The organism is Fodinicola feengrottensis (assembly GCF_010993775.1).
In the GTDB taxonomy this organism is placed as follows: domain Bacteria; phylum Actinomycetota; class Actinomycetes; order Mycobacteriales; family HKI-0501; genus Fodinicola; species Fodinicola feengrottensis.
On the sequence record NZ_WOTO01000061.1, the window covers coordinates 1 to 12,985 of the forward strand.

Genomic DNA, 12,985 nt, shown 5'->3' on the forward strand with positions numbered 1-12,985 from the left:
ACGCCCAGCACTCCCGATACGCCCGGCCGGGGAAAAGAGATCGCGGTCCGGGAGGTCTGCGCCTTGCCCTGTTGCCCACCGCGCGGACAATCAAACGCATCAAGGCTCTTTGCCGCGTATTTCACGGCGTCCTGGATCTGCCCGTAGTTTCCGTAACCAGCCAGCGAAAGGTTGATGACCTTGGCGCCCTGGTCGGCGGCGTACCGAATGCCTTTCGCGACGATGTTCGGATCGATCGGCGTCGCCTCGCCGGAATCGGACTGGGCGTCGTCGACGATGCGTACGGGCAGGATCGTCGCGCCCGGCGCGATGCCTTCGAAACCGACGCCACTGGCCGCCCGCGCGGCGATGATCGACGCGACGGCCGTACCGTGCGAAGCGCAGTCGTAGTTGCCGGGAAGCGTTCCCACCAAATAGAAATCCCGGCCCGGCAGGACGGCTCCGCGCAGCTGCGGATGATCCGCGTCCACGCCGGAGTCGACGACCGCGACTGTACTCAGGTCGAAAAGCTGCTGGGCCCACGGCAGCTGCGTGATCACCGGGCGGGACGGCGACGGGTTGTTGCACGCACCGTCCGGCGGCGCGGCGGCAACCGACGCCGGAAGGGACAGCGCCGCTATCACCGCCGCGCCGCGGCGGCCAATGCCGCAAGTCTCCTCATGGTTTGCCATCATCGGGCCTCAGCGGGCTCTTCAACCCGGCGTGGCAGTTACCGGTCAAGACCCGGAATCCGGTGGCCTACCTGGAAAGATCATGCGCACAGACGTCCGTACGAGCGACCGGGAGACTCGTTGCATTCCACCGCGCAGCACCTGGCCAGCATCGCGGAGATTGCGACCAAACTCCGCACCCTTCGCGACGAGAGCGCGAAACTGGAGGCGACCGCCGAGTCGCCGGACGGTCTCGTGGCCGCCACCGTCAACTCCCGCGGCGATGTGGTCGAGCTGGAACTCGACGACCGCGTTTACCGTACGAGCGACTCCGCCGCGCTGGCCGCCGCCATCACCCAGAGACCATCCGCGCCGCCGCGGCAGACCTCGAGCGCATCATGGCTACCCGCGCCAACGCTCTCTTCGCCAACCAGCCGGAAAAATCCGACCTCGCCCGCTCCTGGTAAATCACTATCGGTCAGTCGGTCAGTCGCTTCGCAGTCACAGGAACAATCGCACCATCCATCTGATGAGGTTCGCCGCCCAACTCACAGGAGTTGAACGCGCGCGCTCTATTGTCCTGCGTCTGAAATCCATTAAGTAAGTGTGGGATTTCTGTTCATGGCGGGGAGTGGGGCGTCCGAAGGCTGAGTTGGTGCTGAGAAACTGGAGGCGACCGCCGAGTCGCCGGACGGTCTCGTGGCCGCCACCGTCAACTCCAGCGGCGATGTGGTCGAACTAGAACTCGACGACCGCGTCTACCGTACGAGCGACTCCGCCGCACTGGCCGCCGCCATCACCCAGACCATCCGCGCCGCCGCGTCAATCGCGCCGTCCATCTGATGGGTTCGCCCCCAACTCGCAGGAGTTGAACGCGCGCGCTCTATGTTTCGTTGGGGTTATTGTGAAAGTATCCAATTCCTGATCACCCGTACGCGGCCATATTGTCGGTGCCGGCGGTAGAATTAATTAATGTCATGGCCGCCGGCGACGAAGTCACCTCTCCAGAGCTCTGGAGGTGTGACCCGGACGAGTTGGGTGAGTTGCTGCAGGAGAAAGAAAAAGCGGTCTGGCTACTGCAGGTCGAAGTGTTGGACATTGTCGCGGCGATCCACCGGGGAAACGTCGGCAAGACGCTCGGGCACCGCAACACCCTGGGCATGCTGCAAGACCTCCTTCGACTGTCCCCCACAGAGGCATCCCGCCGCTACAAACGGGCCCTGAACCTGTGCCCCAGCCAAGCCCTGACCGGGGAAACACTCGCACCCACACTCAGCATCGCGAGTGAGGCGATGCGCCGCGGGGAACTCGCGGACTCCCAGATCGACACGATTGTTGGGGTCGTGACCAGGCTCCCGGCCAGGGTGACCATCAAGGACCGTGAGGAAGCCGAAGCGTCGCTGGTGGAGCACGCGAAACGGTACACCGCACCAGGCCTAGCCAAAGTCGGGCGACGGATCCATGATCACCTGGGCCCCCCGACGGACCGGCGCCGTCCGAACACGAAAACGAGAAACCACGCCGCGAACTGTCCTTGCACACCGGGACAGACGGACGCCTGAACTTCAGTGGCTCGTTCGACGGGGGGAAACCGGCACTTTGTTCAGTGAAATTCTGAGCCCCCTGGCCAAACCCCGCCCCGCCGAGAATGGCACCCCTGATCAGCGGTCAGTGTCCGAACGCAACGGGGACGCGCTCGCGGAAGCGTTGAATCTGATCGCGGACTCCGGGAAACTCCCCGTCCAGGGCGCCGAGCGGCCGCATCTCACCATCACCATCAACTGGGACATGCTCCGCGACCGCCTCGGAGTCGCATACCCACACAGCGGCGCACCGATTTCCCCAGAAGGCGTCCGACGGCTTGCCTGTGACGCGGACATCATCCCGATCGTGCTGGGCAGCGACAGCGTGCCCCTTGATGTCGGGCGCAACGAACGACTCATCACACCAGCCCTACGCAAAGCCTTGATAGCGCGAGACAAAGGCTGCGCCAGATGCGGCCGACCACCCCGCTGGACGCGGGGGCACCACGTGCAGCACTGGGCCGATGGTGGGCATACCTGCCTTGACAATTGCGTACTCCTGTGCGACCGCTGCCATCGATTAGTGCACCACGGTGGCTGGGACGTACGCATCGTCGACGGAATCGTTGAATTCCTACCGCCCGCCTACGTTGACCGCGAACGAAGACCCATCCGCGGCATCAACCAACTCGCCGCATAGAAAAATCCACCCGGCCGCCGGGCACCACCACGCCCGGCGGCCCACAACCCTGCTCTACTAAGCCGGCCGTGTCGTAGTGGAACAAACGCCGTGGAGTGGGCAAGGGTTTCCTTCGATACACAGCCAGAGCGGTCTCTATGGATCACCCGGGTTCGTTGGAGGCCGACCGTTCCGGGAAGGATGAACGGTATGGCAGCGGCGATGAGATATCCGGCGGAGTTGAAGGTTCGCGCGGTGGGATGGCGCTTGAGCTTGGTGAGGGGGTGGCGCGATCGCGCGGGCGGAGCAGCTTGGCGTGAATGCTGAGACGTTGCGGCACTGGGTGCGGCAGGACGGCAAGGGGACGCGGCCCTCGGGTGAGCCGAGCGGCGGGGTCGGAGTCGGACGCGCGGATCGCGGTGTTGGAGGGAGATGATCAGGTCTCCACAAAGCCGGAGCGGTTCAATTAAATCAATGCCGTCTTGTAGCGCGCCAGACCCTGCGCGACAGGGATGAGCTGGCAAGCAAAAGGACCCGTCCAGAAGTGTCAGTGGCCGCCCTGGTGCTCGGTGGGCGAGGACCCCGCTTTGGCGTCTCTCCAGTCCTGACTATCGGAACCGTACAGGGAATCCAGCAGCCGGCCCTGGTCCGCCGCCGACAGCGGAGTCCGGAGCTGCGGAACGTTGTTCGCGTCGACCTGCCCCGAATAGAGGTCGGGCGGGACGTACGCGCCGTGGATACGCCCGGCGTTGACGTACTGCACGGCGATATTCGCCTCCGACGCGCCACCGTCGGTGTTGTTCAGAGCCTACAACGGCGCCACGCCGCTCCCGGCGTCGTGGGAGACCGCGTCCTTCCATTCGGTGCCAGCGATCACCGACGCGACCGTTCCGACGCCAGGAAGTTTGGTGATCACTTTGGTCGCGATGGCCTTGCCGACCGCGATCGCGCGCCCGGTGTCGCTCGCGTTCTCGGCCCTGACATGGTCGGCCGCGAGAGTGTGCTGGTGCTGTGCCTCCTGCTGAGCGTTGTAAAGGTTTCCTCGAGAATTCTGCTGCGGTAAGCGCTCGCGCCGGGCGACAGATCCGGATCATGGATCAGCTGCTGCTCCTGCGAGCCAGCCGCGCCGGCGAACGCGTGCAGCGCCTCCGGCTTGGCTCCGATCTGGGTGAGCAGATCCTTTCGAGCGTCCGCGCCGATCTCCAGGTGTCCACCAACCACACCCGTGTTGCTGTTCTGGGCGGCCGGCTCGGTGAACGCGCTGACGTTGGCCTGCGCCACCCGGCCAAGACTGGTGGCAAGCTCCGGGTTCTTTGAGAAATCGTGGAAAAGCTGCTGGTCACTGCCCCCATCCCGGAAACCGCCATCGGTGATGAGGTGGATAGGTTTCGCGGCCGCGTCGTTCGCGGGCTGGTCTTCGGTACCGTGCTGGTGAGCGGCGATGGTGTCATCCGCGATCCAGTTCGTCAGGCCACCAGCCGCCTTTCCCTTGTCGGCCCAGTCGAAGTCGGCGAATGTGTGATAGGTGCTCGCGCCGTCCGGTGCGAGGAACACCTGAGCGTCGGCGTCATGGCTACGAGTGGAAGCGGACAGGATGTCCTGAAGGCTGTTGGACAGGGCATCATGGTTTGATTTCGCGAAGAGGCCCTCTCCAAGAACCGGCGCGAACCAGGGCGTGGCAGCGATTTCCGTACCGACGTGGGCGAACTCGGCCGCTCGCCTGGTCAGGTCGCTGGAGAATTCCGTGCCGCCGGTAAGCGTCGAAGCACCCAGCGCCGTCGACAGTCCGCGCCACGCCTCATTGTTGGCGAACAGATAGGTGGCGGTCGACTGGGCGCCCGCCGGATTCGGGCTGGGAACAAGACTGACCTGGTTTGGCGTCGCCGTGAGGTCATGGATGGCCAGCGGCAGGCCATAGCCGGGGTTGTCCGGGGTGGCGGCGAGCGAAAGCGCGCCGCCACCGAGTTGTTGGTTGGACAGCGCCAGAATGCTGTCGCCAATGATTCCAGCGGCGCCGGGATGGCCGTTGAGCAGGCCAGGGAGTGTGGTCAGGGTTGGGACCAATCGCGCCGAGCGACTGGTCGAGGAAGTTGATGTCGGCGGTGCTGAAATGTTCGCCGTTCTTCAGCGCGTCGCCGGCCTTGTCGTTGATCCTTGAGGGTCGCGAGCGCTTTGTTCAGTTCGGCCGGATCGACGTTCTCTCCCATCGCCGCCCGGTTCAGTACGTAGGACACGCTGTGCTGCCAGGGCTGTGACCTTGCTGGTCCGTCCACCCACCCATCGCAGCAGCCAAACGAGAGCAGCAGCTGCCTCGTACCGCAAGGCAGCTGCCGCGTGACTTTCGTGCGGAGAACCTAAAAGTGACCGTCACGCCGTTCGGTCGTGTACGCGTCGCCGAGGTTGCCGCCATAGCTGTCGATGAAGGCCCCGCCGTTGTCGTCACGGACGGCCCCCTCCAACGCCTGGCGCTCTTCGCTGCTCAGCGACTCAAGCCGGCGCAGCTGCGGCGGTGTGCCGGCTGGCTGTGTATGGTCGATGAAAGGCTGCAAATTCTGCGGTACGTGGCCATCGCGCACGAGGCTCGACGCGTAGTTGTACGTCGCCTCGTTGGTATAGCCGCCGACATAGTCGTAACCGTGATGGTCCTGGACCGCCGGGTCGATGGTCGGCTGCGGCACATGATTGGCCGGGTTGTTGAAATAGTCGACGATCGCGCCAACGCCGCCGAGGCTCGCGATCGGGGCGGCCGGAGTCGGCAGCACACCGGTGGCGAACTGCAGACCCGTCTTTCCTTCGTTGAGCCAGAAGGTGACCTGCTTGTCGTCCGCGGCCGCGACGTCGTTGTAATGGTCTTGCAAAAGATGCGGTGCGCCGACGACACGTGCTTCCAGCCGTGACAGCTCCTCGACCTGCAGTTGCTGGGCTGACGTGAGCGGCGCGTTGCCGGTCAGGCCACGATCGTGGGTGATCTGGTCGATCACGCCATGTTCGTAGTCGCCGATCTTGAGGCTCACGGCGTTGTACGCGTCGCGGTTGGTCGAGACCACGCCCAGCAGCCGGTTGGCGTCCCGGTCGGAAATCTGCAACCCGTCGCCGTCGACGCCGGTCGGGCTGTCGCCGGCCGAGCCGCCCAGCGCGTGCGGCCAGGAGCTCGGACCGTACCGAGGCCGTTCGCCCATCCCGCGTTGTGCTCGACACCCGCGAGAATCGCATTGGTGTTGTGGTCGTCGCCGACAGCTTGGAAGACGCCGATCGAGGCATTACGCGCGTCGAGGTATTCCGCCGAGTTGTGCGGTTGTTGAGAACCCGCCGCGACCCAGTCGACCAGACCCGACGCGGCTTTGCCGCCATCGCTCCACTTGTACGTCGTCAGGTCGGACAGCAGCTTGCCCGCGTCCGGGCTGGCGTTGACTTTTCCGTCCGGACCTACCGTACTGAGCAGCCCGGCGTCCGCGTCGTGGTTCCGCGTCGAGGCGGTGAGGACGTTCTGCAGCACCTCGGAAGTGCCGTTTTTGTCTCCCAGCAGGCCCTCGCCGTGGTTCTCGTTGACTTCGAGTCCGAGCAGGTGGCTCGTCGGGGTCGCTCGCGTCTGTGCCGCCGCGATGTCCGCGGCCCGTTTCGTCAGGTCACTGGAGAACTCCGTTCCCCCGTCAGGGTGGACGCTCCGAGCAGGGTCGACAGCCCCTTCCAGCCGGCTTCGTCGGTCAGCCGAGCCGAGGGTTCCTGCCCGATCGCGAGGGACGCCGAGGCCACCGACGTGATCGGGTTCTGCGTCACCAGGTCGCGGATCCCGGCGGGAAGACCGAACCGCGGGTGCGCCGGATCCCCACCGGCGGTCATCCCGCCGCCGAGCTTTTCGTTGGACAGCGCGAGAAGACCGTCGCCGAGTGTCTTGTCTGCGATGGCCGGGTCCACACCGGGGACGGATTTGAGGACATCCGGGAGCTTGGTGACGTCTTTGTCAAGTGTCCCATAGATATTCGTGAGCTCGTTCAGCTCGGCCGGGCTGAGGCTGTGCTTCCCGTCCAGTGGCAGGGCCGCCGCGCGTGGTCGTCGATCTTCTTGATAAGCGCGAGCGCGTCCGCGATCTCCTGCGGGCTCGCCTTTGCGTCGGCGGCGCGCTTCAGAACGTCAGCGGCGCTGTGCTGCCCCGGCCGGAATGATCGAGGGCGCGGGCGGCGCGGCTGGTTCGTCGGCCTGCAAATCCGTACGCGCCTGACTGAGAACACCAGCGATCCGCATCGCCACGCCCAGGACGAAACTCTGCCGGAAGGCAGCGAACAGGATGTTGTTGGGAATCTGCTGGTACGCGGCGTCGAACTGCTGGATCGTGTCGCTGATCCCGCGTTTGGTCGTGGTGAGCACCTGCGCGTACCGGTTCGCCGCCATCGAGCGGCTCTGGGCCTGCTGCGACGCGCTCTCCAACTGCTCGACCTGCCGAATCATCCCGTCATGCATGGACTGTCCCGCAACATCTGGCCAGGCCTGGCTTTCCTGCTGGGAGAGCGGATAGATGGTTCGGGTGCCGCCGCTCAGCGACTGGGCGACGCCGTCCCACGTCTGTGCGAGATGGCCGGCGTTCTGCTCGGAGTCCAGCGGCCACGGGTTCGAACCGATGTATCCGACCACGGCATCCCAAAGCGCGCCGGACGGAAAGCGAGCGCGCGACGGCGGCGGTGGTGGTGGTCGAACCCGTCGGGTCCACCGGGGTGAGCGGCATCTGAATCCTCTGATCGGACCGGCCCCAGCTCGACTTTTGACCTCGCTGGCTGAGCGCGGTGAAAGCTAGTGAGTGGGAGCGCCGGGAAATCCCTGCTTCGCCTGGGCGTCCGCGGCCTGGTAGAGCTGGACGCTTTGCGCGCCGACCGTCGCGAGGCGTTCACCGGCGTCGACCTGCTGTTGGGCCTGTTGCTCGACCGCCGTCGCGGCCGGCCGGTATTTGGCCATGAACAACTGGCCGAGATCGTCCCGCCCGAGCTGGCCTTCCCACGAGCCGATCTGGCCCTTGGCGCTGGCCCACTGCGTGTTGATCTGGTCGGCCGCGGCCCGCAGGCTCGACATCATGGCGGCGGCACTTTCGACATCGATGTTCGCGCCGGGAGCAGTCATGCCCGCCGCCAGCAGGACGGGGGCGCCGCCGTACGCGTGCCGGTGATCTTGTCGATCGCGGTCAACAACGGGTCGAAGACGAGGTCGGCGTCCTCGACGGTGGCGCCAGGCGGCAGGTCTGGTTCGAGGATCTCGTACGCCCGCCGGCGGGCCAAGGCCGCGGCCGACCTGACGGTCTGTTGGATGTCGCCGGCCAACTCGGCCGCGTCACGGTTGCGGTAGACGCGCGGGTCCAGCCAGAGCGACCGTAGTTCGCCACACTCGCCGACAGTCGCGGCGACCAGGCCGTCCGGCGACTCGGCGCTCTCCGCGATCGCCGCCAAAGCCGAGCGCCGCCGGGCGACTTCCTGGGATCCGGTCATGCTCGCAGTGTGCCGTCGCGCCCGCGACTGGTACGACCGGTGGCAGCTAGTGGCCAGTCATTCCCGATGGCGCCAGCTTCTGCCGTTATGTCCTGAACTATTCCGCCACCAGCGCGCGCGGCACGGACCCACGGACCCGTCGGCCAAGCGCGGTGGGAAGCCGTCGCGTACGAGTCTTCCCGGCGGCTGGAGACCACAGGCTGCCCGGACGCAAAGTCGCCCGAATACGGGAAAACAGCGGCTGGCTGGCTGGCCAGGCCGCGGCGGACCAGCAGCACCGCTGACCACGCGCCTTCCACCGCGCCGGCTTGGGTCGCGGCGCCGGACCAGAGCGCGGAATCCAGCAACACGGCCAAAACCCGGACGTGCGCGCCAACCGGCGGGCCTTCGCCACGATCGCAGGCGGCGGCCACGTCCCGAGGGGTCATGCCGGCGGCGACCGCCAAACCGTGTGACCGCAACAGATCCCGTGCCTCGGCCCACGCCGCGACGACACCGTCCAGACCCGTCGCCCGCCGCCGGCGTACCCGACGCAGGGCCTTCAGCACCGGAATGCCGATCAGGACGAGGGCCATCAAAGCCAGCAGCAGCACCAAACCCGGCACGATCCACCCGAGGCTGATGACCGGTGGCCGGCCGCCGTCATCGGCGCGCGGAGGCAGCGGCGGGTCGCGGAGTTGCTTGACTGGCGGCAGATCCTGGCGCGCCTTGTCGGCGGCGGCGGCGAGGCTGTTGTCGGCGGCCACCGACGCACCAGAGCCGGCGGCCGTACGGGTCGGATCCAGCGGCACCCAGCCGACGCCGGCCACCGCCACCTCGGGCCAGGCGAGCACGTCCCGGTTGTGCACGGTGATCGGCAGCCCGGGCGCCGCAACCTCGCCGCGGTAGCCGACCGCGATCCGGGCCGGGATGCCCAGCAGCCGGGCCAGCACGACGTACGCGGCGGCGAACTGCTCGCTGGTGCCGCGCTTGCTCTGCAACAGGAAGTTCGTCAGCTGCGGCCAGGCGGCGCCGGTCGGCAGGTCCTTTCCGGTCGCGACCTTGTAGTTGTCGGCCAGGAACCGCTCCAGCACGAGGGCAGCCTGGAAGGACGGCCGGATGCCATGCACGGCACTGGTCGCGAGGTCGAAGATGCCAGGTGGGATCTCGCCGAGCCCGCCAAAGCCGCCGTCGGCGTGCGGGTCGACCGCGGCGCCGGCCAGCGCGGCCGAGCTGACCTCGGGCTCACGCCAGGTCAGGCGGTAGCTGGTCGAGGCCGGGCGGTCGTGCGCCACCAAGACGCCGGAACTCTGGTCGAGCCATGGCGTCGTACCAGCCACCGACGTGGGCAGCGGCTGGCTGGGCAGCCACCAGGCATTCTGGTCGCTTTGATCGGTCTGCCCGGTCGCGCCCGGCAGGTAGACGGTCGCGGCCCGGCTGGTGGTCGGCACGGTGATGCCGCTGGGCAGCGCGACCGTGGCGCCCATCCGCCGGAACACCGCGCTGGACGACCAGTTGGCACCATCGAAGCCAGCGAGGACGGCGAGCCGCCAGCGGTCGACGTGCCCGGTCGACGTGTACGTGAACACCGGTACGTCCGGCTCCCGCAGGTTCGCGGCCAGGTCGTCGAGCGGGCTGGTCAGGATCACCGGCGCCGCGGACGGTTGGGTTTGACGCAGCGACAGGACCGGGGTGACCGGATCGAGCAGCGTCACCAGGATCGCGCGCCGACCAGGCCCAGGACCAGCGTCGGCGCCCACACCCGGACGCCCCACCGGCTCGCCGAGCGCAGGAAGGCGGTGTCGCGCGAGACCATCAGCAGAGCCGCGGCGACACCGCCGTAGGCGCAGGCGCCGCCGGCCGCGGCCCATCCCGTCAGCGGCAGGTACGCCTGGCTGAAACCGACCACGACCAGGCTCGGCAGCAGCGCGGCTGGCGCCCAGCGGACCAGCTCGACGCCCAGCAGCGCGGCCAGCGCGACCGCCAGCGGGACGAAAAGCAGCGCCGCTGGATCGGGCCGCGCGGGCCAGGTCGACTGCAGCGTGAGCTGCCAGGACTGGGTGATGCCCAAGACCAGGCCACGAATGGTCGCGTCGGTCGGCAGCCCGAACACCGTGGTCGCGAACAGCTCGCTCTCGACGGCTCCCAGCAGGCCGCCAAGCATCACCAGCGGCGCCCGCAAGACGGCCAGGGGCGGGAATCGTACGCTCAACTCCACGGCGAGGTAGCAGCCGACGAGAACGGCGGCGACCGGGCGTAAGACCGCCCAGAAGCCAAAGATCGGCGAGAAAAACAGCCCGGCGACACCGGCCGCGAGCAGGACCAGGACCGCGCGCGCGCGCGCCTTCATCGGGTGACGGCCGTGTTCCAGCGGTCCGCCGCCTCGTCCGCGGTCGCGGCGCGCAGGACGCTCACCCCGGCGATCGGCGCGATCTCGGTGGACCCCAGCGCGATCACCACGACGGTGGCGAATGTCGATCGTACGGCCGCGACGCGCGCCGCGCGGTCGGCGGCCGTCAGCGCGGCCACCACCAGGGTGAGACCGCCGCCTTCGCGGCCGCCGATCCGGTCGGGCACCAGCGGGGCCGCGCTGTCCGAGCCGCGGCCCAGCAGGCACAGCTCGTCGAGCATCCGCCGGCCCAGCGCTCGGGCGCCGGGCCTGGAAACCGAGTCGATGCCGCAGGTCGTCAGCAGCCGGCAGCCGTAGTCAGCGAACCGCGCCGAGATGACGAGTGAGGCCGCCACATCCACGGCGTCTTCGAAAACGTGCGCGGGCATCGTCTCCGAGCGCGAGTCGAGCAGGACGGTGAACCGCGGCTGGTTCGGGTCGACGTACTCGCGGACCATCAGCTGGCCGGTCTTCGCCGTCGCCTTCCAGTGCAGATGCCGAACCTCGTCGCCCGGCACGTACGGCCGGACCTCGCGCAGGTCCATCGAACCGCGCAGGGAGTACGGCGTTGCCGCGCCGTCGTAGTGCAAACGCAGCCGGCCGCGGGACATCGCGCGCATCGGCAGGGTCCGCGGCAGCACCCACAGGGTCGCGGTCGCACCGGTGCTGACCCGGCTGTGGCCGAGGCCGAGCGCGTCCTGACGGTCCAGCGTCAGCGGACCTACCAGGTGTTTTTCCGCGTACGTCCGTCGGCAGCTCGTACGTGTAGTGCGCACTGGTGCCGCGCCTCAGCGGCCGCACGACGACCTGGCGGAACCGCTCGCCGATCCAGTCCCCGGCGGTGAAACCGGCCTGCCAGCGGGTGCCCGGGTTCTGCACCCGCGCCGCGCGATCGCCGCGCCACCGCGCGAGACCCGGTCTGGATAGACCTCGCGCGTCACCTCGACTTTCGGCCGATGCGTACCAACCAGCAGGGCGGCCACCAGCGCGCCGACACCCACGCCGGCGAGCGCGAGCAGGACCGCGAAGCCGAGCAGCTGACCGGCCGCGAAAACGACGACGACGGCGACCAGCAGCGCGACCCCGCGGCGGGTCAGCCGGGGCATCAGCTTTCCGTACCCGCTCTGCCGCCGACCCGGGTCGGGGCCGGGGTGTGTGCCAGCACCTCGGCGACGATGGTGGCCGGGTCGCGCTGGTTCAGCTCCGCCTCCGGCGTCAGGATCAGCCGATGCGCGAGCACCGGCACGGCGACTTCCTTGATGTCGTCCGGCGTCACGAACGCCCTTCCGTACGTGACGGCCAACGCCTGCGCCGCCCGGGAGTGCGAGTGCGATGCTGCCGCGCGGGCTGGCGCCATAGCGCAGGTCGGCATGGGTACGCGTGACGCTGGCCAGCTGCGCCGCATAGCGCACGATCGCGTCGTCGATATGTGCCCCCGCGGACGTGCTGGACAGCCGCGTACAGCTCGGCCAGCGACACCACCGGGTTCAGCGTGTCCGGCCCGAAGCCGGCGCATTCGCCGCGGATCACCATGACCTCGGTCTCCAGGTCCGGGTAGCCGACCTCGATCCGCATCAGGAACCGGTCGAGCTGTGCCTCCGGCAGCCGGTACGTGCCTTCCATCTCGATCGGGTTCTGCGTCGCGATCACCAGGAACGGCCGCGGCACCTCATGCCGCACCGAGTCGACCGTGACGGTCCGCTCAGCCATCACCTCCAACAGCGCCGACTGAGTTTTCGGCGTACCACGGTTGATCTCATCGGCGAGAACAACGTTCGCGAAGACCCCACCCGGATGAAACTCGAAGCGTTCCAGATTCTGGTGATACACCTGCACACCAGTGATGTCACCAGGCAACAGGTCCGGCGTGAACTGGATGCGGCTGAGCGTCCCGCCAATGCTGCGGGCGAGACAGCGGCCAATCGTCGTCTTGCCCAGCCCGGGCACGTCCTCGATCAGGACATGGCCCTCGGCGAGCAGCGCGCAGATCGCCAGCCGGACAACCTGCGGCTTGCCTCTTACAACGGTCTGCACGTTGGCGGCGATCCGCTCGTAGACGCTCTGTGCGGCGGCCTGGGTCGCCGGGTTCGGCGCGGCGCCGTTCGGCGGCATGCCGCTCTGACTCGTCAGGTCAGGCTGGTTCACCCGGACCCCCATCGCAGCTTCCCCAACACCCACGCCAACCGGATACAACGTCCGGTCATGGTATCCAAAATCCACGGCTTATCCCCAAGAACAATCAACTCAGCCGTATGACCACTCGGCACCGAGTTATCCCTTCCGAAGCTGGCTAT

Annotated in this window: 19 protein-coding genes; 4 read left to right on the forward strand and 15 right to left on the reverse strand. The window is 67.6% G+C overall.

The annotated features are described in order from the left end of the window. Positions 1-671 (reverse strand): S8 family serine peptidase (locus GNX96_RS39170; RefSeq protein WP_163572739.1); only part of this gene is annotated, 671 nt, incomplete at its 3' end. A gap of 120 nt (positions 672-791) precedes the next feature. On the opposite strand from GNX96_RS39170, the gene GNX96_RS39175 reads away from it, so the two are divergent. The 4 genes from GNX96_RS39175 to GNX96_RS39190 all read left to right on the forward strand — a co-directional run bounded on the left by GNX96_RS39175 (position 792) and on the right by GNX96_RS39190 (position 2,873). Next, complete coding sequence (locus tag GNX96_RS39175) at positions 792-1,211, forward strand: YbaB/EbfC family nucleoid-associated protein (RefSeq protein WP_279582669.1); 420 nt, start codon at positions 792-794, stop codon at positions 1,209-1,211. A gap of 105 nt (positions 1,212-1,316) precedes the next feature. Continuing rightward, complete coding sequence (locus tag GNX96_RS39180; RefSeq protein WP_163572785.1) at positions 1,317-1,493, forward strand: YbaB/EbfC family nucleoid-associated protein; 177 nt, start codon at positions 1,317-1,319, stop codon at positions 1,491-1,493. Positions 1,494-1,627: 134 nt separating this feature from the next. Then, complete coding sequence (locus GNX96_RS39185; protein WP_163572741.1) at positions 1,628-2,212, forward strand: DUF222 domain-containing protein; 585 nt, start codon at positions 1,628-1,630, stop codon at positions 2,210-2,212. Continuing rightward, entirely contained in the window at positions 2,112-2,873 is a 762-nt protein-coding gene (locus GNX96_RS39190; RefSeq protein ID WP_279582670.1) for an HNH endonuclease, read from the forward strand. The genes GNX96_RS39185 and GNX96_RS39190 overlap by 101 nt, the downstream gene beginning before the upstream one ends. A gap of 526 nt (positions 2,874-3,399) precedes the next feature. Here the strand turns inward: GNX96_RS39190 and GNX96_RS39195 are convergent. The 14 genes from GNX96_RS39195 to GNX96_RS39255 form a co-directional block, all read right to left on the reverse strand. Then, positions 3,400-3,615: a hypothetical protein gene (locus GNX96_RS39195; protein WP_163572743.1), complete on the reverse strand. Its 216-nt coding sequence runs from the start codon at positions 3,613-3,615 to the stop codon at positions 3,400-3,402. 149 nt (positions 3,616-3,764) lie between these two features. Beyond that, positions 3,765-4,916, reverse strand: a complete 1,152-nt coding sequence (locus GNX96_RS39200; protein WP_163572744.1) for a TPR repeat region-containing protein — start codon at positions 4,914-4,916, stop codon at positions 3,765-3,767. Between the two features lie 290 nt (positions 4,917-5,206). Next, positions 5,207-5,866: a hypothetical protein gene (locus tag GNX96_RS39205; RefSeq protein WP_163572745.1), complete on the reverse strand. Its 660-nt coding sequence runs from the start codon at positions 5,864-5,866 to the stop codon at positions 5,207-5,209. Next, positions 5,863-6,543 (reverse strand): TPR repeat region-containing protein, encoded by a 681-nt coding sequence (locus GNX96_RS39210; protein ID WP_452124501.1) that lies wholly within the window; start codon positions 6,541-6,543, stop codon positions 5,863-5,865. The genes GNX96_RS39205 and GNX96_RS39210 overlap by 4 nt, the downstream gene beginning before the upstream one ends. Beyond that, on the reverse strand, positions 6,474-6,887 hold the full coding sequence (locus GNX96_RS39215; RefSeq protein ID WP_452124502.1) for a TPR repeat region-containing protein: 414 nt from the start codon (positions 6,885-6,887) through the stop codon (positions 6,474-6,476). Before GNX96_RS39215 ends, GNX96_RS39210 begins: the two co-directional genes overlap by 70 nt. A 96-nt stretch (positions 6,888-6,983) precedes the next feature. After that, positions 6,984-7,586, reverse strand: coding sequence for a WXG100-like domain-containing protein (locus tag GNX96_RS39220; protein ID WP_452124503.1), 603 nt, complete (start codon positions 7,584-7,586; stop codon positions 6,984-6,986). A 51-nt stretch (positions 7,587-7,637) separates the two neighbouring features. Then, positions 7,638-7,961, reverse strand: coding sequence for a hypothetical protein (locus GNX96_RS39225; protein ID WP_163572749.1), 324 nt, complete (start codon positions 7,959-7,961; stop codon positions 7,638-7,640). Further along, positions 7,958-8,323, reverse strand: coding sequence for a YbaB/EbfC family nucleoid-associated protein (locus GNX96_RS39230; protein ID WP_163572750.1), 366 nt, complete (start codon positions 8,321-8,323; stop codon positions 7,958-7,960). Before GNX96_RS39230 ends, GNX96_RS39225 begins: the two co-directional genes overlap by 4 nt. Then, positions 8,320-10,077, reverse strand: coding sequence for a transglutaminase family protein (locus GNX96_RS39235; protein ID WP_279582671.1), 1,758 nt, complete (start codon positions 10,075-10,077; stop codon positions 8,320-8,322). The genes GNX96_RS39230 and GNX96_RS39235 overlap by 4 nt, the downstream gene beginning before the upstream one ends. Further along, a complete protein-coding gene (locus tag GNX96_RS39240; protein WP_163572752.1) occupies positions 10,014-10,652 on the reverse strand; it encodes a hypothetical protein in 639 nt (212 codons plus the stop codon). Before GNX96_RS39240 ends, GNX96_RS39235 begins: the two co-directional genes overlap by 64 nt. After that, the gene (locus GNX96_RS39245) at positions 10,649-11,467 is read right to left on the reverse strand and encodes a DUF58 domain-containing protein (protein ID WP_163572753.1); all 819 of its coding nucleotides are present in this window, start codon (positions 11,465-11,467) and stop codon (positions 10,649-10,651) included. The genes GNX96_RS39240 and GNX96_RS39245 overlap by 4 nt, the downstream gene beginning before the upstream one ends. A 12-nt stretch (positions 11,468-11,479) precedes the next feature. Continuing rightward, positions 11,480-11,797 carry a hypothetical protein gene (locus GNX96_RS39250; protein WP_163572754.1) on the reverse strand — a complete coding sequence of 106 codons (318 nt, stop codon included), beginning with the start codon at positions 11,795-11,797 and terminating at the stop codon, positions 11,480-11,482. Then, positions 11,797-11,967, reverse strand: coding sequence for a hypothetical protein (locus tag GNX96_RS58705; protein ID WP_279582672.1), 171 nt, complete (start codon positions 11,965-11,967; stop codon positions 11,797-11,799). Before GNX96_RS58705 ends, GNX96_RS39250 begins: the two co-directional genes overlap by 1 nt. Further along, positions 11,964-12,848, reverse strand: a complete 885-nt coding sequence (locus GNX96_RS39255) for an AAA family ATPase (RefSeq protein WP_279582673.1) — start codon at positions 12,846-12,848, stop codon at positions 11,964-11,966. The genes GNX96_RS58705 and GNX96_RS39255 overlap by 4 nt, the downstream gene beginning before the upstream one ends. Positions 12,849-12,985 lie beyond the last annotated feature (137 nt).

Bases quoted from the DNA above. Each gene is read 5' to 3' on its own strand.
- GNX96_RS39255 (WP_279582673.1), bottom strand. From the start codon at position 12,848: ATGGGGGTCCGGGTGAACCAGCCTGACCTGACGAGTCAGAGCGGCATG.
- GNX96_RS39240 (WP_163572752.1), bottom strand. From the start codon at position 10,652: ATGAAGGCGCGCGCGCGCGCGGTCCTGGTCCTGCTCGCGGCCGGTGTC.
- GNX96_RS39190 (WP_279582670.1), top strand. From the start codon at position 2,112: ATGATCACCTGGGCCCCCCGACGGACCGGCGCCGTCCGAACACGAAAA.
- GNX96_RS39225 (WP_163572749.1), bottom strand. From the start codon at position 7,961: ATGACTGCTCCCGGCGCGAACATCGATGTCGAAAGTGCCGCCGCCATG.
- GNX96_RS39230 (WP_163572750.1), bottom strand. From the start codon at position 8,323: ATGACCGGATCCCAGGAAGTCGCCCGGCGGCGCTCGGCTTTGGCGGCG.
- GNX96_RS39250 (WP_163572754.1), bottom strand. From the start codon at position 11,797: ATGCCCCGGCTGACCCGCCGCGGGGTCGCGCTGCTGGTCGCCGTCGTC.
- GNX96_RS39185 (WP_163572741.1), top strand. From the start codon at position 1,628: ATGGCCGCCGGCGACGAAGTCACCTCTCCAGAGCTCTGGAGGTGTGAC.